The sequence below is a fragment of the Candidatus Diapherotrites archaeon genome (assembly GCA_040755695.1).
Lineage (GTDB): Archaea > Iainarchaeota > Iainarchaeia > Iainarchaeales > 1-14-0-10-31-34 > JBFMAK01.
Genome location: JBFMAK010000001.1, coordinates 98,042 through 118,480, shown reverse-complemented (window position 1 = coordinate 118,480; position 20,439 = coordinate 98,042). Strand labels below are relative to the sequence as shown.

Genomic DNA, 20,439 nt, shown 5'->3' with positions numbered 1-20,439 from the left:
AAGCACGCATTCCTAATTGGTGCTGACAAAACAATTTCCCTGAAAAAAAACTTTATTTAATTAAATACATTATTTATAATGACCCAACATTAACACATAGAAAAAAAGCAGAAGAGATTTGGAGAAATAAATTGTCTCTTACTCAACGTAGGATGGCTTGAAGTTTTTGGCGTGCTCTTTGAATTCGTCGTATGCCTCGATTGTTTCCTTTGAGATTGTGGGCTTGGCTTTCTTCATTGCTTCAAGGAAATGATTTAACTCAACTTTGCTGGCCTGCATCTTGCTTTCTTTTAGGGCAATTAGTGCTGCTTCTCTCACAAGGCCTTCAATGTCTGCCCCGCTGAAGCCTTCAGTCTTCTTTGCTAATTCTTCAAGCGAAACATCTCTTCCTAATGGAACTCCTTTGGTATGAATCCTGAATATTTCAATTCTTGCTTTCTCATCTGGGGCTTTGACTTCAATTAATTTGTCTATTCTTCCAGGCCTTAAAAGACCAGGATCAACCAAATCAGGCCTGTTGGTTGCAGCAATGAATACAACATCCTTTAATTCTTCTACTCCGTCCAATTCAGTTAAAAGCTGGTTCACTGCCCTGTCAGAAGACCCTGAATCAAACGCAGAGCCCCTCACTGCAGCAATGGAATCAATTTCATCAAAGAATATTATCACTGGGCTCACCTGCCTTGCCTTCCTGAAAATCTTTCTTATTGCCCTCTCTGTTTCTCCCACATACATTGATACAAGCTGGGGTCCTTTAATTGAAATAAAGTTTGCCTCGCTTTCTGTTGCCACAGCCTTTGCGAGCATTGTCTTCCCAGTTCCAGGAGGACCATACAAGAGGATTCCCCTTGGAGGCCTTATGCCCATCTTCTTGAATGAATTAGGATACTTCAAAGGCCATTCCACGGCCTGCTTTAATTCCTCTTTCACTTCGTCCAATGAACCAATATCATTCCATTTCACGTTAGGCACTTCAACCAATACCTCCCTCAAAGCTGAAGGCTGGACTTCCTTCATTCCTTCAGTGAAGTCCTGCCTGTTAACCTCCAATTCCTCTAATACCTCTGCAGGAATTGTTTCTTCCTCTAAATTAATTTTCGGCAGATATCTCCTTAAAGCCTTCATTGCAGCCTCTTTTGCTAGTGCAGCCAAGTCTGCTCCAACAAAGCCGTGAGTGATTGAAGCAAAGTACCCCAAATCAATATCTTTTGTTAGAGGCATTCCCCTTGAATGAATCTGCAGTATTTGCAGCCTTCCTTTCTTGTCTGGAACTCCAATTTCTATTTCTCGGTCAAATCTTCCAGGCCTTCTGAGGGCTTCATCCAGTGAATTCACCCTGTTTGTTGCTCCAATGACAATTACGTTCCCTCTTGCCTCCATTCCATCCATTGCTGCAAGCAGTTGCGCTACAACCCTTCTCTCTACCTCTCCAATTACTTCCTCTCTTTTTGGAGCAATAGCGTCAATTTCGTCAATGAATATTATTGAAGGGGCGCTTTCTTCTGCTTCCTTGAACATCTGCCTTATCCTTTCCTCTGCCTCCCCGACATACTTACTCATTATGGCCGGAGAATTTACTGAAATGAAGTGCGCGTTTGTCTCGCTTGCAACTGCTTTTGCTAAAAGGGTTTTTCCTGTGTTATGTGAAAGGATTCCATTGCTGAAAAAAGAATGGGTTTCGGGCACCTCAAAGTCGTAAACTCTAACCCAGCCGTACTTTTTGTTTATTTCTTTTATTTTTTCAAATTCTGTGGCTTCATGCATTTTTCTAATTTTATTGATGCTTTTGATTATTTCTTCTATTTTTTTCTGCTTTTTGGCAGAGACAAAACCAATGTTTTCTTTAAACTTAAACAGGTTTTCTTTTCCTCTAATGTAAAGCACGTGACTTTCCAATAATTTTCCATTAGTTTTATAGATGGAATCATAAATCACAGATTTTATTTTATATCTCAATAAAAGTGTTTGGCAATGTTCTAATAAAATTCTTGAAGATGATTTTAGTGATACTAATTTTTGTGTTTCAAATGTCTTGTATTCTTTTCCTCCAGTTGTTCTTACTCTTCTGTGTGTTGAAAATACAGCGGATCCATCCCCTTCAAAAAGACCTTTTAAAAATGCTGAACAAACACTGTTTGGGGATAACAGTACTGGTGCTGGAATTTCTTTTTTGTGGTATTTTTCAAAAAATCTTGCAAGGGTTGCGTTTGAGAATCTTAGTTTTATAGAATTTTTTCCTGTTGGAGTAGAGGTTCGTTCAAAAATTTCTCCAAATTTGCTCATTTCTTTTTTAATTATGCTTCTGAAATCATCTTCGTTTTTGTTCAATGTGAAAGTAATCCTGCCTTTCCATACATCACCTTCAGCTATGAAGGCCCCAATTATAAATGCTAAACTTTCATCCCATTCTTTTGGCAGGATAAGATCTTTATAGTGTGTTCCACTAAAATTAAATTTAAAGTTAATTGAAATTTTGTTTTGTGGCGAGGGAATCCATGAAAAAACTTTTACTTTGTCTTCAACTGTTAATTTTTCTGCTTCAATCCATCCATTGTTTGTAAGCAGGGGGTGGTTTGTTGTTGTTTGCAGTCTTTTTCCTGTTCCTGTTATTATTTCAATGCTTTCAGGGACATCATAAATATGAACTGCTTTAGCTGAAGCAGGCGGGTATATTGGAAGATCAGCTATATAGATGTTTGGTTCTAATCCTTTAGCTAAATCTCCAATTTTAATTAATCGCCCGTCCTCTAATGCTATTAGTGCATCTCCTGTTAGACAGCCAGGAGGCCCGTGAATTAATAGTCCTTTAGGCGGTTCAATGCCTAATTTCCTAAATAATTCTGGGTGCCTCATTGGCAATTCAATCATTTCCCTTATCTTCTGCACTTGTTCATCCAATCCGCCAATGTCTTCGTATGCAACCTTTGGAACGCCTTCCAATGCCTCTTTTATTGGCTCTTCCTTCAGGATGAATTGAGTGAAGTCTGTTATTTTCACTGTGCCTCTCGGGTTTGTTTCAATTACAGTGTAAATGAATCCTGAGCCGAAAACTGAAATCCATACATTGTCTCCTTTCACTAAAGGCCTTCCAATAAAACTCTTTTTTAGTATTCTATCGTAACCTGAGGCAATTATCCTCACCTCTCTTGTTGGAGCCAAGACAACCTTTTTTGCTTCCTTGTATTCTGCCTTTCTCACCCTTACTTTTTCTCCTAATGCAGTGCCTGAATTATGCCTTATAAGTGAATCCATTCTTATAATTCCTTTTCCTTCGTCTTCTGCTCTTGCAGGCCAGATTATTGCTGCAGTCTTTTTTGTGCCTTCTATCTCCACTATGTCTCCCGAGGTTACATCCAGTTTCTCTTTTGTATTCTTGTCTAATGTGACTATATTCCGTCCAACATGGCTTGGGTCAGTGTCCTGGACCTTTAATTCAACTTCTTTTTTTCTCATTTGCTCTTCAGGCATTTCTCTCACTTCTTGCTGTAAACAAATTCTGGTTGCAAATTAATGTCAAGAACCAATGAATAAAATTCAGTGCCATAAAAAATATAATAACTGTGTTTTGGTTCTTGACATATTTCAATCCACTGATTAAATCAGTGGAATTGAAATCATTTAAAGTTAATTAATTTTGTTATAATTCTTTTTGGAGCATTTTCACGAAGAAGACATAGTATTCAATTCCTTCCTCGCTTAATTCCCTGCCTTTTTCGGTGAAGAATGTTTCGTTCAAGTGGAATGATTTCGCCCTAAGGTAATCCAGAAACTGTTCTTGGGTTTTCCTCTGCTTTACGAACAGCATAGAATCCTTGAGTATTCCTATTGCCCCTATTTCGTCAAGCATGTTTGAGTCATGCACAAGCATTGCCTCAATTGTTTTCGGCTTTCCGCTCATGCCTGACTCCTGCACGCAGTGAATGATTTGGTCTAAATTCTTGTTGGGATAATTTGCTTGAACCAAAAACCTTTTCGTCAAATTCACCGAGGTTGCTGTGAGGTCCTGGTTGAATTGAAGCCATTGCCTTGCGCCAACACAGTGCAGCATTAAAGACAGAGAAGCAACTTCTTCATCAAACTTCATTTCCTCTTTTATTGCATCAAAATTCTTTTTCGTTCTTTCAATATGGCTTGAGCCGAAAATGCCTGCCTCTTTCAATTCTGCATTCACCAAATGCTCTAAAATTTTTGTGTCAAACATTTTCTCATCCTTTTATTTTTAATCCCCCATTAGGAAGCACTGAAATTATTTCATCCAAATCTATTGCTGCACCAATTTTTTTTTCTAGTAATGCCTTGATTTTTTTTGCTGTGTCGCCTTTCTTTTCTTTCCCCTGCATTACCTGCAGGAAGGCAACAGAATGCTTTTTCACCGCAGAAGGAGGCCCTCCAATTACAATAAAATTTTCTCCTTCTTTTTTCACTCCAATAGCAAATTCTAATGGGGTTTTTTTGAACCATTTCCTTTGCCCGTAAATCATGAAAGAGCCTGTCTTCATTGAAGTGCCTGTTGGGGCGCTCTTGCTCACCTGCTCTGGGAGGACAGAATAAACGTCAATGCTGCTTAATCCTTCATTCCAAGCCTTGGAGTAGGAGGCAACGAATTCTGCTGCCTCTCTCTGTGTTTCCTCTGGTGCTTTATGTTCTTTTGTTTTTATAATGCAGTGTGGGCTTCCCTGGATTTCTGCATGAAAGTACAGGTCGTTCTTTTCCTCCATGTGCTTTTTTATGAGCTCTTCATTGCTTTGCGCGTCCCTTCCTGCAAGAACAAGAAGTCCATCGCTTGAATAAAACCAGTGGAATTTCTCATACCATTCCTTTTTTCTCTTCTTCAGCAGTTTCTTCTCTTTCAACTCGCTTTTTCTTGCTTTAAGTTCCTCTAATTTTTTGCTTGTGTCCTCTATCGCCCTCTTCAATCCTTCCAGTTTCCTTTTTGCCTTCTTGCTCTTCTCGAAGTAAGAGTTGGCGTTCTCCATCAGGCTTTTCTTTAAGTCTAGTTCGATTTTCATTTTGGTTGCCTCTTTAATCTTCTCCTTAAATTTCTCAAAGGCCTGCTTTGCTTTCTCAGGTTAAGACCATACTTTGATAGCCCTTTGTGTCTTATATCAGAGTCAATTGAAATCCATTGTTCAGAAAAAAATCTTTCTTTAGGGATGCCTAATAGTTCAGACAATCTCTTCTGTTCTGCCTTAACGCACCCCTGATAGAGTTCTCCGTAAGATCTTCCTTCAACCTTCAACGGATTAATAACAATATTTCTTTTTTTAAATTCTTTAATTATTTTTTTATTGCTATAGTTAGTTAATGAATTTTCTATTAAAATTAATCTTTGCCCCAGTTTTGTTTTAGCATAATTTATTAATCTGTTTAATTGAGTTAAATAAGGCTTCCCCCCACAAACTGGGTTAATTATTACAATTATTCTATTCGGGTCCTTTGCTATTTCATTTATTCTCTTCCCCCACAAACTGCTCATGAATTTAACATCCTTTTTTTCTAACTTTAATTTATTTTTTGTTTTCATTGGTCTGAAATACAATACACCCCAGAGGGGGTGCACAAGTAAATCAATTCTTTTTGCTTCAATTTTTTTCTTTCCTGGAAAAATTTTCATTTTACTCCATTCCCCTCTGTTTTTTTATGATGTTTATTATGGATCTTGTCCTGGACTCGTTCTTGAAGTAAGGTTCTGTTGTGTAGAAGATCTGCCTGTCTTTTATCAAGCGGAGGATGCCTGGAATCTCATAATAATGCTTCTGCGTGTTGTGGTGGAATGACTCAATGTCAGAATAAATGTGCTGGGCTAAAATGTTCAGGTTCCCCGAACCAATGATTGAAGAAAGCCTGTAAAGGTGGTCATCTCCCTTTATTTCTTTCAGGAATTTGTCAAGCAAAGGCTTCTGCGAGAAATCAATCTGGAGGAGCTCAACAGCATCAACCTTTAAATTGAATTTCCTGAAGTCAATCCTCGGGCCGAATCCGTGAAGCAGGCCTTCCTTCATAAGAAAATCAATCGAAGACTTTATTGTGGCTAAATGCAGGCCTGTCTGCTTCTTTATCTGCCTGAGGTTAGGCACGACAGAGCCTTTCTTCAGGAGGGCTTCCAGTACCTTTAACCTTACCTCGTCATCTATTCGCATTTGGATAACCATATATGTTTCACTGTAATATTATTGCTACAATAAAGTTTTTTAATGTATTTTTTATGATATTAAAAACATGATAATTTATATATGCCACGGAGGATAACTATTCTACTGTAATGCAAGGTTACTTGCATTTCGGAGGGATTCAATTCTAAGGAGGAAAAGTGTAACACGAAGAGAAGGGGGATAGGCTCACCATGCTAATATGGTAAAAATTTTGTTTCTGATCCCCCTTTCTCTTGAACTTAATTCTTCTTTTCGCTGTCTTTTTTTTCTTGCATTTTCTTCTTCCATTCGTCCTTGCTCTTGCAGTCAGGGTTAATGCAGTCATTAAAATTAAACCTGTTAATTGAGACTTTAATCATTGGCATTCCGCATTCCTTGCAAGCAGTGTTTAATGCAATTATCCTTCCTTTTTGGGGCAGTGGGAATGTTGTAGTGCATTTAGGGTAATTGCTGCAGCCTAAAAAGCGTTTTTTGTTTTTGCTCATGAGAATTCTGAGGTTGCCTCCGCATGAAGGGCATTTCCCTACAATTGAGTCTTTTGTTAATGCCTTTCTTATCTCCGAGCCTATCTCGTTCTTGTTTTTTATTAATTCTTCCACTATTGCTGAAAGGATTTCGCGAGAGTTTTCTACTATTTGCTTTTTTTCTTTTTTTTCTTCTGCTATTTCCTCCATGCTTTTCTCTATTTCTGCTGTCATTTGTGGTTCAATGACCTTCTGCGAGTATTTGTCCAAAGAATCGATTACTGCAAATGCAACTTCATTGGGCTGGACTGCTTTAATTCCTGAAATATACCTGCGGGCGTACAATTTATTTATGATTTCATGCCTTGTTGAATTATGAACCACAACATTATTAGATAAAACAAAATTAGGGAAGCCATAACCATTGCTTATATCAAACACTTCTCCTTTAAAAGGAATTTCATCAACGGATTTGACTGTTTTCGTTATGATCTGTGGAGTTAAAACCCTTTCTCCTAAAAGAGAGTAAAAACTTTTGCTTAAATCAACTAGTGATTTATAATATATCTTTCGCGGCAAATCCTTGTTATTGCCCTCCACTATTTTTTTAACCAGTTTTTTCTTTAGTAGTTCTCTAATATGTGAATTAATGCAACCTTTGGAAACCCCAAGCGTACGTGAAAGTTTAATAGAAGAGAGAGAGTCATGCTGGATTAAGGAAAATATTTTTTTATCCATGATTAGAGAAGGGGCATTTTCCTTGCCGAATTTGTATTTTGTTGAAAGCAAATCAATTAATCTCTGTTTTTTTTCAATTGAATGAATTGGGATTATTTCAAGGAACTTACTTAAATTATTTTTTCCAGTTATATAGAGTTTGTGCTGCTTTTTATCCATTCTTGTTTTGATGCCTAAAGAAGCCAGCATTGTTCCAACTTCTTCAAGCATTTTATGGTTAGTGTTTGAAATGAAAAGTTTTGTTTCATTTTTGTGCACATGGCCTTCGTCATCAAATAAAGAACCAACAAAGTATGAAAAAAACTTTTTTGGTAGAACCAAGGAAACATTTTTTGAGGTTAGCTCTGGAGCTAAAATTAAGAAAATTCGTCCAATGGTTGCAGGAATTCTTACAAAATAGCGCTGTTTTCTTCCTTTTTCAGGAGCAAGTTTTATTTTTTTTAATTTTATTTTAAATATTTCTTCAATGTCTCCAATAAACCTTTGGATCAAGTTTGGGTTGGTGTTATGGTACCGAAAATCTATGCAATTCTCTCTTTTCAGCTTTTCTGAATCAATTGAACCATCACCTATCAGATTTGCTAGAACCCTGGAAAAAGCCTTGTTTTTTTTCAACGGAAATGGATTTTGAATTACAACTTTTCTATTTAATGTAGTGATTTTTTTTGGGATAATGTTCAATTTTTTTAATATCCAAAATGGAATAGGCCTTTTATTTGCTTCATAAGCTGCATAATTGCCTTGAGAGCAACCCAAAAAACGTGAAAACTCTCTTTGGCTCATATTTACTTTTTTTCTGATTTTTTTTAATTCATTGTCATTTTTCAAAGCAAAAAGACAACTGCTTTTATTGCACATTTTTAAAAAATCTTTGAAATTGATTTCTTCGCATTCGGCGCATTCATCATTAAATTCTCCCAAAACAGAAACAACTTTTACTCCTAGTCTTAAGCTTGACAAAGGAACAAAAGAGTAATTTCCATTAAATATGTAAAAAGGATGTTCTGATGTTGCTCTAATAAAAGAGCCATCCTCAAATTCTACTTTAAAAATTTTTTCTCCTTTTTTAAGGGGTCTTTTAGTCAAAAAAATCGGTTTCTGGGTAAGGATTTTGTTTTCTTTATTAAGAGAGATACAATAAAATACATTGTTGGAAGCAACTTCTAAGCCTCCAATTTTTTCTCTTTTTTTGGAGGAATCAAAAACCAAAGAAATTGGCAGCTCGTTTAATTTTTTACTGTTTAATACTTTGATTTTTGTGTCTCCAGTTAAACATTTAGTGCCCAATCCCAAGTCCTCCATTAATTTTATTAGCGCGCCCTGCGAATACCTTGGCGGAGGCTGAGTCCATTTCTCAAGCAAATCTAATTTAATCAATTTTACTATGTCTCCCTTGTTCAGTTCAGGCAGAAGGGTTTCTGATAGTGTTGAGTAAGGATAAAATTCTTTCCATCCTAACTTCAGTATTCTCTGCCCTGTTGCAATGAAGGGCTCTCCATTCAAATCTATTTCAACTGAAATGTTTTCTGTCAGGGCATCTTCTGCAAGGGTTGCAAGGAATCTTCTTGCAACCAATTCGTATATCCTCCATTGCCTTTCGTTCAGCTTGTTTTTTTGGGCAGAAGAAACAGGATAGATTGGAGGATGATCTTCAGATTTTTTTCCTTTTGAGGGCACAATCTCTTTTTGCAAGTGAATTTTTTTTACTAGGGCATTGAATTCATTCACTTTCCCTAATTCATTCAGTACTTCCATTAAGTCAAGGTTTTGGGGGTAAACTTCATTGTCTGTTCTTGGATAGCTTATGAATCCATTCATGTACAGGTCTTCTGCAATGCTCATTGCTTCGCCTGCACTGAAGCCCAAGGCTGTTGCAGAGCGCAGGAAAGAGGTTGTATTGAACGGCAGGGGCTTTGTTATTGTTCTAATTTTTTTGTCTACTTTTACTACAATGCCTTTGTCTTTCTTTTTCTCTAAAATTTTTTCTGCTTCTTTCCTGTCCTTGAACTGGCCTTTCTTGTGGTATGCCTCGAACTTCTTTCCGTCTTTCTCGAATATTGCTTTGAGAAGGAAATATTCTTCTGGCTTGAATGCCTGGATCTCTTTCTCCCTTTTAACTATCAAAGCCAGCACCGGAGACTGCACCCTGCCCACTGAAAGGAATTCCTTTCCCATTCGGCCTGAAACTAATGAAAGAAAGCGCGTGAGGACTGCCCCCCATATCAAGTCTATTTCTCTGCGCGCGTCTGCTGAGTCTGCGAGAGCGAAATCCACTTTCCTCAGTTTCTGGAATGCTGCATCAATGTCTTTTGGGGTTATTGCAGAAAAATGGGCTCTTGAAATCTTTATTTTTGGATTCTTTTCTTTTAGGTAGTTTACTGCTTCAACTCCAATGCTTTCGCCTTCCCTGTCAGCGTCTGTTGCAATTATGACTTCCTCTGCGTCTTTTGCTTTCTTTTTTAGGAGCGTAATAATTGCTTTCTCTGCGCCCTTGTATTCAATTGGGGCGAAAATTAATTCTCTTACGTCTGTCCCAAGCCATTTGCTGTACTTTTCAGGGAAATCCACTTCCACTATGTGGCCTTTCAGGGGGATTACCCCAAATTCTTTTCCTTCTTTCCTGAACTCAAACAACTGTGCTTTCTCTTGCGCTGAAACAGAAATGCTCCCATGCGATAGAATTTCAGCAATCCTCTTTCCTGCAATGGGCTTTTCTGAAATAATTAACTTCATTTTGAATCAGCAATTATTTTCTCAAGCAAAAATTAAATAAAAAGAATTGAATTTAGAATTACAGTTTCTTTTGCAGTGAATGCGTGGGCAGGGCGTTTGTCTTTTTTATTTCGTTGAGGACTAACTGGGTTTTGATGTCCAAAACGCCGTCTAATACTCCAAGGGTGTTGATGTAGGTTTCTGCTGAGTCTAGGTCTGGCACTACAAGTTTTGCGAGCAAATTGTATTCGCCTATTACATTGTATAATTCCAGGACGTAATCATAGGAGCTTAATTTTTTTGCCAGGTCCTTGCTTTTGCTTGCCTCTGTCCTCATTTGCACAAAAATAGGGTTCTGGTATCCTAAAACTTTAAGGTTCAGGTTAGCGTTAATTGAATTGATGACGCCTTTCCTTACGAGGCCGTCAACCCTCTTCTTTATTGCTACATCGGTCAATTGAACTTCTTTTGCTATGGTGCTGAAGGAAACCCTTCCGTCTTGCAATAGCATTTGAATTATTTTATGATCAATCTTGTCTAATTCCACTACAGCCCTCTCTGCCTTCTCCATCAACTTCTCCATACTCTATAAAATAAAACAAAAAGGATTAAAAAGTTAATTATTCAAAGAAAAAGCCTTTTATTTATTTGAATTCTGATTCTTGTGCTTTTTTTTAGTAGTGCGAGTTCGCTAAAGCCAGCCCGAACTTGCTCATGTAAAGCCTTGTCTTGAGCACTTCAATGTAAGGCACTATTAGCACCAAAAGAATTATAATTGAAACAAATCTTCCAGAGAACGCAACAAAATCAAAGGCCATTTCAATTAATGGAATTAATGCGAGAAGGATCATTGAGGCAATGACTGCCCTCAAAAAGTTTTTAGGATTTTTTGCAATGAACTCGAAATTGTTTTGAATGCTGTAAACCATTGGAGCCTCATCCACGACAATTGCCTGCGGCACAAAAAGCAATGCAATGGAGATCAGTAACAAAAGAAGGTTTACTGCATAAATGCTTACGCCTGCAGTTATGAGCGCTGCAGCAATAAAAAACAACAGGAAGACGTAAAAGACAAAGAAGAGAAAAAGCTTGAAAGAAAATTTATGGAGTTTATCTTTAAGGTAGTACTCCATTCTAACCCGATTCAATTTGTTCCTCACATTGAAGATAATAAAGGAAAGGAACACTGCATAAAAAACAAGGAAGACAGCAATAGTGACAATTTCAATGGCAAAATTCACTAGATTAATGTTATTCAGGTTGTACTCCAAAAAGATTGAACCTGAACCCACAATTATGTTGGAGAAAAACAGGAAGAAAAAAACGAATATTAGGAGAACTCCAAAAAGTACGCTTATCTTGCTGTTCTCAAGGTAATCCTGCAAAGCGCTCAAGTAAACCATTGTTTTTATCTCCCTTAAAATTTTAACGCAAAAAAGTATTTTAAACACATATTATTTTATATTAGAAAAACATTATTTGTAATTGAAATGCAAAAAGAGTTAATTATAGCCTTAACCTCGTTTATTGTAATTGTTGCAGTAGCCCTCAGCGCAAATTATTTGCAGAATTTTAATCAGCCCGCAGGCCTTACAACAGCAGTCTTTGGCGTAGGCACTCCCACTGGAACTCTTTCAATTACTTGGAATAGTCCTACGGCAGATAACACCTCATTTCTACAGGCCACAAACTTTAGTGTTTCTGTGACAATAGAGTGCATTGCAGGAAACTGCGCTGATGCTTCAGGCAATGTTACCACCAAAATTCAATGGTGCAAGAATGCTGGCTGCACTAATTTCGTTGACATGAATTCAAGTTCAGGAGACTTAAAAATTGTTTCAGGAGCACAACCCAATATAAGGTACGGCGGTTTTGGCCCTGTTTATGAGAGCGGTCCTTTTGGTGTTTCCTGGACTGTCGTGGGGCAAAACACTGGCACTTACGAGCTAAGAGTTTACTCGCAAGGCAATGGAACAACATATCTTACTGCAATCACTTATACGAGCGGGGCAGACAGGACAATTACAATTACACCAAGTAGTCCTCCAACTTTAGGCTCTATAAGTGCCCCAGCAAAAGTAAAAGGAGGCAGCACAATAACAATTGCTCCTGTAAGCCCAGGGGACCCAGAATCACAGCCATTAAATTTTTTCTGCAATGAAATAGGAAGCCCTACCTCAGCAAACACTAAATGCACACAAGGAAGCACTTTGTACTCTTCACCTTACTCTGGAATGACTTGCAGTTATACTACGGCAGCAACGGATAATATTACCTATACTGTTTACTGCAGGACCTATGATGGAACATCTTATTCAACTCAAAGAACAACAACTTACACTACAGACTTAACTGCTCCAAGCCCTGTAGTTAATAATTTAGCCGGAGATCCTGAACCGCTTTATTATGATCAAGTAGATGATGGAGTAACAAAATTATACCTTGATCCTGACGTAACATATGGTGATGCTTCTGCCTGCAGGTGGAGCAATTCAAATGTAAGCTATGCAAGCATGACAAATAATTGCACTTGGGGCGGTGCAACAGCCCCTTATCCCTTAGAAGAAAAAACAATTTATTTTTCACTTTTAACTGCATACTGTGATTTCGGAAATTTAAGTGAAGGCCCTTACACAATGTATTATGCATGCAAGGATTCTGTAGACAATTATTCTTCCACTCTTTCAATTAATTTTACTGTCATGTTCCCTCCAACTGTCACAATAAACAATCTGGCAGGAGACAGCAGCTCTCCTTATGCTGACACAGTAAACGACAGCCAGACAATTCTAGTATTGAATTCAGATGACGCAACAGAATGCACGTATTCCACAACCTCAGGATTCACTTACTCTACAGGAACATTATGCAGTGCACCAAGCGGTGGCACTTCAAACTGTAACTTAGGAAATCTTGGGGGCGGAAACCACATTAGATATTATGCTTGCAAGAATTTTATAGGAAATTCCCCTACAACTGACAGCATTTCTTTTTCAGTGAATTTTTCTCCTTTATTAACATCAATTTCTGATTCTCCTGACCCAATAAAAGGAGGCAGCACAATAACAGTTAGTCCTGTAGGCCCAGGGGACCCAGAATCACAGCTATTAAATTTTTTCTGCAATGAAACAGGAAGCCCTACCTCAGCAAACACTAAATGCACACAAGGAAGTGCTTCCTACAATTCTCCTTACTCTACAATGACATGTTCTTACGCTACAGCAACAACAAACCAAACCTATACAGTCTACTGTGTTACTTATGACGGTACTTCCTCTTCAGCTCAAAGAACAACAACTTACACTACAGACTCAACCCCTCCTACTGTTACAATAAATAATCTTGCAGGAGACAGCAGCTCTCCTTATGCTGACGCAGTGAACGACAACAAAACAATATTAGCTTTGAATTCAGTGGATGCAACAGAATGCAGGTGGTCTTCAACGCCTTCTTTCACTTACTCTGCAGGCACTGTGTGCAATTCTCCTACTATAAGAGACTGCAATTTTGGCAATTTATTTAATGGAAGCTACACTCGATATTACGCGTGCAGGGACGGTGTAGGCAATAATTCTTCTACAAGCACGAGCATAATTTTTAATGTTGCTTTGCCTAATCCCCCAACAATTTCAGTGAACAATCTGGAAGGAGACACTACCTCTCCTTACTTGGACCAGAATTTGGATAACAATATAAGCGTGCTGGTTTTGAATGTTTCTGCTGATGCCACTGGCTGCAGGTGGAGCACAACAAATGTAGGCTATGCGAGCATGACAAACAATTGCACTATAGCAGGTTCAACTGCAACATGCACTTTCACTCAAACACTTTACAGCTGCACTCCCTACACTAGATACTATGCCTGCACTAACGGAAATAACACCCCCACTTACCAGATTGATTTTAATGTGAATAAGGCGCCTTACCTTTTGGATATAAACGCTTATAATTATGAAGTTCCAACAGGGGAGGCCACCTTGGCGAGCTATCATGCTTTTGATAATACGTGCATTAGTACGTGCCGTGATCTAAATCTCCTAAATCCGCCTGATTATAATAAACTTCAATTTAACTTTGTGGGGCCACTTGAACAAGGTTGGATTTGTGGCGATGTTACTGTGTATGATAATTCCTGTTTAATAGAAGCTCAAGGAATTAAAAGTGTAAGCCTTTATTATGCTTGGAAGACTCAATATCCTGGACAATACACTTTGAGTGTGAAAGCTATGGATGAATGCAATTTAATTTCTCAGTACAGTAAACCCCAAAAAGTTGTTGTTTCAGGGCCTATTGTTTCGGCAGACCTTAGTCCTTCTCCAGCAAGACCTAATCAGGACATTAATTTTTTTACTAGAGCAGAATCAGTTGAAGGCAGGACAATTTCAAGTATTAACAAGGACCCTATTGCTGGATGCACAACAAAGTCAGATAATGATAGTGGAATTGGTTCTTCTATTGCCACTAATACAAGAATTATAAACTGTTTGGAACCTCGAGCATATACTGTAACGAACCCAAAAGCTTATGACAGTGCAGGCAAATACGGTATTGCTGCAGGATTTGACTTTTATGTAAACTCTTGCAGTCTTTCAGTTAACACTTTTAATGTAAGAGAAATTGCAAGCATTACTGACACAAGCAATTCAAGCACTACAATTTATAGTTGCCTTGCAGGAGAATGCGCTGGAGCATTAAAGAAAAACAAGTATTACAGGGCTGAAATCAAGCTGGAGAACATTGGCAACGAAACATGTAAGGTTCAGGACATGAATTGGAGCAGCAGTATTGCAGGCGAATTAAGCAAAATTATTTCTTCTTCTGAAACTCCAAACTGTTTGGGCTCTCCAATGGACCCACAAGGTGCAGTCAATTGGGTTTCAGAGCAAGTTAACTGTTCTTTTAATGCAAATAATTTCATTAAAAATGCAACATATCATGAATTTGGTTATAATCCCGCAGTGCCCCCATATTATTATTGGTGGGGCTTCAACTTTAAAACGCCAAGCTCTGGGACTGACTCAATTCAAACTACAGTGAATGCTTGGAGCCAGGTTACTGGGCCTGTATACAATTATTATTTTACTTCAGGCAATATTGCAGTGGGCTTTACAGGCCACAAGCCTTCTGTTTTGATTGTTTCTCCCTCTGACGGCAATAATTTCTTGTATGGCTCAGTAATAGACTTTAATGCTATTGTAACTGATGATGGAAATGATGTTGTTTCAATGCAGTGGGATTCAAACAATGACGGAACATTCGGCTCCACAAGTTACGAGCAGTACAACGGACTTTCAGTAGGAGACCATAATATTACCTTCACTGCAACCGATTCATTGGGTGCAAGCGGCAGCGATTCAATAAAAATTTCAGTGTTGAGAATGGAGGCTGACGTGTTTGCAGTAGAGGATTTCAAGGTTGAATCAGTGCCAGCAGGCAGGTTCATGGTTGACGGGAACGCGCGCATCTCTGCCACAATAAGGAATTATTCTACCTCTGACGCAAATGCAAGCATTGTGCTTACAATAAGCGATGCCTTCACCAACCAAGTGAATTACACTTACACTGAAACACAACAAATTATTGGAGGCAATTATTACAGGTTCAACAAGGACATCAACTTTGCTTTGGATTTGAATCCTAAAGGCACAGCAAAAAGCTATTACGTGAAATTGAAGGTTCTGCCTGCAGTGAACGAAGAGAACATTTCAAACAACGAGGCAATGCAGACAATCCTTCTAACAGGAATAAAAGCAGTTGCAACGCCTGAAATAAGGGTTGAGTTAATTGCATTGGTTTTGGCTGCAGTGCTGATTTTGCTGTTGCCAAAAAAAAGCGGGAAAAAAAGCATTAAAAATAAATAATAGTAATTAGCATTAGATTACAGCATGAAAAGATTATTGTTTCCGGCAATTGTATTTTGCTTTTTTTCTTTTTATTTCAGTTTGGTTTCAGCTGACCCTACGCCGGGGTATTACGGCAACGAATTCGTAATGACAAATGTTATCTCGTCCCCTAATATTGATTTAACAAAAGCTTTTGCAATGAGGTTCACTGCACAGGACTCAAAGACTGTAAGGAGCGTTTCATTTTATGTTTATGGTGTTTTCGGTGGAGGGGCAACTTATAAGGTTGGATTAAAGGACTGCTCTGAAGCAAACGGTTTCCCTGGCAGTTCATGGCTTGCACAGCGTGATATTCTTGTTAATAATAACGGCTGGAACTATGCAATAATGCCTGACCCTAAATATAATGTGAGTGCAGGGCAGTGCTATCATGTTGTAGTAGAATTTGTTAGCGGGGCAGGGTATATTACAGTGAAAGAAGGCTCTACAAACAATCACATGACGCCATTGTATCAGGTTCTCGACTTAAACCAGAGGACTTCCTATTTTGATGGAATCACTTGGACTGCATTCAAGCAATACCAGCCTATTTATATGGTTTGTTTTACTGATGGAACATGTGAGGGGGTGCCATTCAAGTTGTTTAGTGACGAAAGATTTTCTGGAAGCGAGAGGTCAGGGGAAGAATTCATCCCCTTTACTTCAATTAATGTCAGGTCTGTTGGATTTTATTTGAGGTCTTTTGGTAGTCCTGCAGACCTTAATGTAGTTTTATATAATATTACTGATTTAAAGCAGGAATTTGATGTTGTTCTTGCAAGGGCTTCAGAGGCCCCTGCTTTTTCTGCTTCTTATGCATGGAAAGATGCAGTGCTTCCTTCTATTGTACCGCTTGATGCACTGAAAGAGTATAGGATTTACTTGAAGTGCCCTTCTTGTGATGCAAGCAATAACTGGGCTTTTAATCGTCCAAGCACTGATACCTCTGACTCAAATCTTTTAAGCATTACTTTTGATGGAACAAGGAGCGTTCACACTTTTTCTCCTGATAACGGAAACACGTGGAATAATTCAAACTATTATGAGGCGACCTTCAGGTTCCAGCAGTTCAGGAGCCTGCAGGTAATAATTGATGCTCCTGCGAATGGAGCAGAATTCTTGGATGGAACAACAATAAATTTCGCTGGAACTGTAACAGCTTACGGTTATCCTTACACTGTTTCCTGGGATTCAAACAAGCAGGGGGTAATTTCTACTGCAGAAGACTTCCAATACAACAGCCTGACGCCAGGAGACCATAATATTACCTTGAGGGCTGTGGATTCAATTGGGGAGACGGGCTCTGCTTCAATCAGGGTTAGAATTAAGCCAATTATTGGGGACATTTTTGAAATAAAGAATTTTTATGTGGACCCGCCAAAGGATTATAATACTTCAAGCAAGTTTACTGTGACAGCAGACATAATTAATCTGACTCCTGATGCAAGGCCTAACCAGGAAATAAGGCTTTTAATGAGGGACACAACATCAAACCAGATTGTATTGAACAAAACAATAGCGCACAGCTTTGCTGGAAGCGAGAACTTCTCTTATAATTCTGGTTTAATTGATTTGGCTGTGGAAGCGCCGGGCTTGAAGCAGAAATTGTACATGCTTGAATTGAATGTTACTTCCCCCCCAGAAGAGCAGAACACAAATAATAATTACGCCTACAAGGACATGTCTTTGGTGCCCATAAGGCCAGTTAATGCGCCTGAAATAAACTATTTTTTTATTCCGCTGATTTTGATTATATTTTTAGCGATTTTTTATTTTAGGGGATAACCTCATCATCGCCAACAGAAATGTATATGTGGAGTTTCAACAAAATTAGCCACAGACTCCAATCCAATTTGTTATAGTAATTTACAGCAGGTTCATAATCAAAAAATAGTATTCACTAACTGAATTATTCAGTTGCTGAATATGTTATGGGTTTTAACAAGATACTTGGTTATTTTAGCATATCATTTTTGATGGCAATTTGCCATGGTTTTATCAGTTCTTCTTCGAGTGCTCTGAAGATGATGGTTTCTTTTTGGGCGGTCTTGAATATTATTTCTCGGCCTTCGTCCAAAATTCTTCTTTGGGAGAAAGGAATGCGTGCTTTTGCCAGTTCTTTTCCTAACCCAATTTTCCAGTTGCTGCCAATATCTTCATTCAAGTAAGCGTATTTTTTGTAGAAATAATAAGCCATGACGTTTCCTTTGAATGTTACAAGCACTGCTGTTGGTGTTTCTTCTCGCAGCTTTTTGTTTTGCATAAGAAGTTCAGTCATTTGGTTGTGAAGCTCTCTTGACCCGCTGGAGTCTCCATGGCCCAAACAGCAATAAATCAGGTTGTCTTTAATGGCAAGGCAAATTTGATGATAACCCCATTTGTCATAATCCAGCAAGCGTTCTTTCTTTGGTTTTGAGAATTTCAATGGATACAAATGAACGGCAACTTTTTTGTCTGTTGAATTCATTATGTCAATTATTTGTTGTGGATAAACAAACTCGATTTTTTCACGGGGAACACGCAGAATTCTCGTTAAATCGTAAATGTTCTTCAAAGAAAAGTTTTCAAGATTCATAAAAATCATGTTCTTAGTAGATCCCAAGTTTTTTGCATAATGGGCAAAGGCCTTGTTTTTCTGCGAATTCTTTGTAGCTTATTGCTTTGGTTTTTTGTTCTGCTGGCAGTTCGCAAATGTTCAAGCCCTCTTGCATTAGCTGTAGGAATTCTCTATGGCGAATTTGACCAGCGTGTTTTTCTGCAAATGCTTCAAGCTTTTGCCTGCACTTAAACAATTGTTCTTCGTTTTCGAGGCATTTTCTTGTGCAATAGTTTCCAAAAAACCAGTTCACGACCTGTTGCACAGGATATTCTTTTTTCATAATCTCAGACCTTTTCTTTTAATTTGTTCCTGAATTCTTCCGCAACCTCATTGAGTTCTTTGATTGTTTCAACAGCAAATTTTTCAAAGTCTTTGCGTGGCTGTTTTACTAACAGGTTTCGTTCTTCTTCGAGCCTGAAGTTTTCGTCAAAGTGCTTGTGCTTTAAGTGTTCGGCGTATTTGAGGTAGCGGAGCATAAATTTGGTTTTTTCAAAAGCCATTGGCTTGACTGATTTTATTGTAATGTCTTTTTTTGCGAGCATGTACAAGTCAATAATGTCTCTTGCCTTGAAGCCTCTTCTTGTAAGCAGTGCCCTGATTTTTTCCGAGGCGATTTCTTTCAAGTCATAGCAATAGAATTCTGGGCTTTTGGTCGCCATTGGGATGTATTGTGGGTAAAGGTACTCGAAATCTTCTGCGTGCTCTTTTGCTATGGCAACCAATGGGTGTTTGTGTGGCTGGTGGACAATTTTTTCTACAAAGTTTAATTGGATTTTTATGAATGTTTCTTTTTCTGAATCAGCTGGTTTGTACCAGAATTTGAATGTTGTGAAGCGATTGCTACCGCCTAGCTGGACATAATGCTTGTTTGATTTTTCTGCCTTGAAGTCAAGGTCTAATTGTTTTGCGGCAGCTGTAAGCAGTTCCATTATTTTGTTTATTTCTTTTGAAAGCATTTTCCTGATTTAGTTTTCTGTTTTTCCTTCAAAAGCTTTTTTGTTTAACCAGGTAAAATCAAGGTCTTCAGAAAACCGGTAATAGCCAAAGTACGTTTTGGTTAGGCAGGTGCCGCCCTTGAAGACAAAATTTTCCGTAAAATACTCTGATTTTGATAATTCGTTGAGCAGACCTTGCAGCAAAAGGTCTTTTTCTATCAGAGCAATGTTTTGTATTTTGAGCTTGTCTGACAGCCAGTTCAGTGTTTCTTTTTCAATCATTTCAATTCCTCTAGTGCTTTTCTGACTGATTTGCTGTAGTGCTTTGAATACTTTTTGAGCTTGTTCTTGTTTGCTTCGTCAGCCCATTCAATCAAATAATCCCTTATTGTCTTGTTGGGTCTGCCTGCATATTTCTTTAGGTGGATTAAATCCAGGATTGTTTTTTCCAAGTCAGAATATGGAATAGACTCTTTTTTTATGCCAAAACCAAAAAGGCTCTTGCTCAATTTAACGAATCTTACCCTGCGGCCGAGAATCTCTATGGGCCTTGGCCGAAAAATAGCGTCGGAAACAACATAATCAATAGTAAACACCTCGTGGGTAATTGCATTCATTTTTATGGCGGTTTCCAGACCGAAATACCAATTCTTTATTTTCTTGTGCTCCATTGCCCTGACAATTGCTTCAAAAAAATTTGGCCCGCCTGTATGGTATTTTCTTTCTTCAACTGTAGGAATGTAAAAGAATCCCCGGACAATTCGCACAATATACCTGTACAAATACAGGTATCTGATTGCCTTGACATAAGGCATTTTTAACTTTGCGCATTCTTCTTTCAGTTCTTCGCTTGAAATAAAGCGCTCCTTCCTAAGCAAAAGTTTCCTAACAAAAAGGCTGTATTTCATTCATATCACTATTATATCATAATAATATAATTGTAATATAAAACTATTG

At 38.2% G+C, this 20,439-nt stretch carries 12 protein-coding genes and 3 pseudogenes; 2 read left to right on the top strand and 13 right to left on the bottom strand.

Annotated elements, in window-relative coordinates; all coding sequences use genetic code 11:
* Nucleotides 1-138 precede the first annotated feature (138 nt).
* From AB1467_00695 to AB1467_00655, 9 genes and pseudogenes are all read right to left on the bottom strand, one after another.
* Nucleotides 139-1,638: pseudogene (locus AB1467_00695) on the bottom strand (CDC48 family AAA ATPase).
* Between the two features lie 3 nt (nt 1,639-1,641).
* A pseudogene (locus AB1467_00690) lies at nt 1,642-3,453 on the bottom strand (LAGLIDADG family homing endonuclease).
* A 184-nt stretch (nt 3,454-3,637) separates the two neighbouring features.
* Nucleotides 3,638-4,201: a hypothetical protein gene (locus AB1467_00685; GenBank protein MEW6294797.1), complete on the bottom strand. Its 564-nt coding sequence runs from the start codon at nt 4,199-4,201 to the stop codon at nt 3,638-3,640.
* Between the two features lie 4 nt (nt 4,202-4,205).
* On the bottom strand, nt 4,206-5,009 hold the full coding sequence (locus tag AB1467_00680; protein MEW6294796.1) for an NFACT RNA binding domain-containing protein: 804 nt from the start codon (nt 5,007-5,009) through the stop codon (nt 4,206-4,208).
* Nucleotides 5,006-5,614, bottom strand: coding sequence for a hypothetical protein (locus AB1467_00675; GenBank protein ID MEW6294795.1), 609 nt, complete (start codon nt 5,612-5,614; stop codon nt 5,006-5,008). Before AB1467_00675 ends, AB1467_00680 begins: the two co-directional genes overlap by 4 nt.
* A gap of 1 nt (nt 5,615) precedes the next feature.
* Nucleotides 5,616-6,152 carry a hypothetical protein gene (locus tag AB1467_00670; GenBank protein MEW6294794.1) on the bottom strand — a complete coding sequence of 179 codons (537 nt, stop codon included), beginning with the start codon at nt 6,150-6,152 and terminating at the stop codon, nt 5,616-5,618.
* Nucleotides 6,153-6,391: 239 nt separating this feature from the next.
* The gene (locus tag AB1467_00665; GenBank protein MEW6294793.1) at nt 6,392-10,087 is read right to left on the bottom strand and encodes a DNA topoisomerase; all 3,696 of its coding nucleotides are present in this window, start codon (nt 10,085-10,087) and stop codon (nt 6,392-6,394) included.
* A 58-nt stretch (nt 10,088-10,145) separates the two neighbouring features.
* Nucleotides 10,146-10,649, bottom strand: a complete 504-nt coding sequence (locus AB1467_00660; protein ID MEW6294792.1) for an Lrp/AsnC family transcriptional regulator — start codon at nt 10,647-10,649, stop codon at nt 10,146-10,148.
* Nucleotides 10,650-10,740: 91 nt separating this feature from the next.
* A complete protein-coding gene (locus tag AB1467_00655) occupies nt 10,741-11,469 on the bottom strand; it encodes a hypothetical protein (protein ID MEW6294791.1) in 729 nt (242 codons plus the stop codon).
* A gap of 87 nt (nt 11,470-11,556) precedes the next feature.
* Here AB1467_00655 and AB1467_00650 point away from each other — a divergent pair, with 87 nt between their 5' ends.
* Together AB1467_00650 and AB1467_00645 are read left to right on the top strand one after the other, a co-directional pair.
* Entirely contained in the window at nt 11,557-15,927 is a 4,371-nt protein-coding gene (locus AB1467_00650) for a hypothetical protein (protein ID MEW6294790.1), read from the top strand.
* A 24-nt stretch (nt 15,928-15,951) separates the two neighbouring features.
* Nucleotides 15,952-17,733, top strand: a complete 1,782-nt coding sequence (locus AB1467_00645) for a PKD domain-containing protein (GenBank protein ID MEW6294789.1) — start codon at nt 15,952-15,954, stop codon at nt 17,731-17,733.
* Nucleotides 17,734-17,902: 169 nt separating this feature from the next.
* On the opposite strand, the gene AB1467_00640 is transcribed toward AB1467_00645, so the two are convergent.
* The 4 genes and pseudogenes from AB1467_00640 to AB1467_00625 form a co-directional block, all read right to left on the bottom strand.
* The gene (locus AB1467_00640) at nt 17,903-18,523 is read right to left on the bottom strand and encodes a hypothetical protein (protein ID MEW6294788.1); all 621 of its coding nucleotides are present in this window, start codon (nt 18,521-18,523) and stop codon (nt 17,903-17,905) included.
* 13 nt (nt 18,524-18,536) lie between these two features.
* Nucleotides 18,537-18,827 carry a hypothetical protein gene (locus tag AB1467_00635; protein ID MEW6294787.1) on the bottom strand — a complete coding sequence of 97 codons (291 nt, stop codon included), beginning with the start codon at nt 18,825-18,827 and terminating at the stop codon, nt 18,537-18,539.
* Between the two features lie 4 nt (nt 18,828-18,831).
* Nucleotides 18,832-19,764 (bottom strand): annotated as a pseudogene (locus tag AB1467_00630) (nucleotidyl transferase AbiEii/AbiGii toxin family protein).
* Nucleotides 19,761-20,390, bottom strand: a complete 630-nt coding sequence (locus AB1467_00625) for a hypothetical protein (protein ID MEW6294786.1) — start codon at nt 20,388-20,390, stop codon at nt 19,761-19,763. Before AB1467_00625 ends, AB1467_00630 begins: the two are co-directional and overlap by 4 nt.
* Nucleotides 20,391-20,439: the final 49 nt, after the last annotated feature.

Excerpts from the sequence above, each read along its gene's own strand:
- AB1467_00635 (MEW6294787.1), bottom strand. The coding sequence starts at position 18,827 with ATGAAAAAAGAATATCCTGTGCAACAGGTCGTGAACTGGTTTTTTGGA.
- AB1467_00640 (MEW6294788.1), bottom strand. The coding sequence starts at position 18,523 with ATGAATCTTGAAAACTTTTCTTTGAAGAACATTTACGATTTAACGAGA.
- AB1467_00660 (MEW6294792.1), bottom strand. The coding sequence starts at position 10,649 with ATGGAGAAGTTGATGGAGAAGGCAGAGAGGGCTGTAGTGGAATTAGAC.
- AB1467_00625 (MEW6294786.1), bottom strand. The coding sequence starts at position 20,390 with ATGAAATACAGCCTTTTTGTTAGGAAACTTTTGCTTAGGAAGGAGCGC.
- AB1467_00650 (MEW6294790.1), top strand. The coding sequence starts at position 11,557 with ATGCAAAAAGAGTTAATTATAGCCTTAACCTCGTTTATTGTAATTGTT.
- AB1467_00685 (MEW6294797.1), bottom strand. The coding sequence starts at position 4,201 with ATGTTTGACACAAAAATTTTAGAGCATTTGGTGAATGCAGAATTGAAA.
- AB1467_00675 (MEW6294795.1), bottom strand. The coding sequence starts at position 5,614 with ATGAAAATTTTTCCAGGAAAGAAAAAAATTGAAGCAAAAAGAATTGAT.
- AB1467_00670 (MEW6294794.1), bottom strand. The coding sequence starts at position 6,152 with ATGGTTATCCAAATGCGAATAGATGACGAGGTAAGGTTAAAGGTACTG.
- AB1467_00645 (MEW6294789.1), top strand. The coding sequence starts at position 15,952 with ATGAAAAGATTATTGTTTCCGGCAATTGTATTTTGCTTTTTTTCTTTT.
- AB1467_00665 (MEW6294793.1), bottom strand. The coding sequence starts at position 10,087 with ATGAAGTTAATTATTTCAGAAAAGCCCATTGCAGGAAAGAGGATTGCT.
- AB1467_00655 (MEW6294791.1), bottom strand. The coding sequence starts at position 11,469 with ATGGTTTACTTGAGCGCTTTGCAGGATTACCTTGAGAACAGCAAGATA.
- AB1467_00680 (MEW6294796.1), bottom strand. The coding sequence starts at position 5,009 with ATGAAAATCGAACTAGACTTAAAGAAAAGCCTGATGGAGAACGCCAAC.